At 62.4% G+C, this 575-nt stretch carries 1 pseudogene; it reads right to left on the minus strand.

Annotation, left to right across the window (positions count from 1 at the left end):
* A pseudogene (locus G5B31_RS21330) lies at nt 1–531 on the minus strand (IS1595 family transposase); the annotation flags it as partial.
* Between the last annotated feature and the right edge of the window lie 44 nt (nt 532–575).

The raw sequence follows: 575 nt of genomic DNA on the forward strand, positions 1-575 counted from the left end.
GCCCCAGAAGGCCTCGATGCCGTTGATGTGGACCTCGCCGCGGACGAATTCGTCGCGGCCGTGATCGACGCGGACATGGGCGTAGCCGAAGTCTCCGAGGTGGTTGTAGCTGCGCCAGCGGTCGGTGTTGATGACGGATGCAGGTTCGACCCGTTCCAGGATTACCCTTTGCAATGAACGCATTGAGACGTCCGGAACAACCTAGCACCAGACCTGGCCGCCGCGTTCGAAGATACCGAAGACGATGGTCTTGCGGCCCGCGCCGCGGCCCGTGATGCCCTTGACGCGGCGCGGACCGAAGTAGGATTCGTCGGCCTCGACGATGCCGGAGAAGGGGGATTGGAGTGCGCACCAGTCGGCCATTCTGCCGCGCAGGAGGCCGAGCAGACGGTTCACGGTGTTGCGGTTGAGGCCCGAGACCTGAGCGATCTGCGAGGCGGTGAGGTCGGCCGCGACGAGGCGGATGAAGGCCCGAAACTGCGTCTCGGAAAGTTTCGAACTTTTTGCGTAGCGATTTCTCAGCTTCTTCATAGCACTACAGCCCAACAGGAGCTCTGTGCTAGTCAAGACCCTCG

The organism is Rhodobacter sp. SGA-6-6 (genome assembly GCF_011043545.1).
In the GTDB taxonomy this organism is placed as follows: domain Bacteria; phylum Pseudomonadota; class Alphaproteobacteria; order Rhodobacterales; family Rhodobacteraceae; genus Pseudogemmobacter.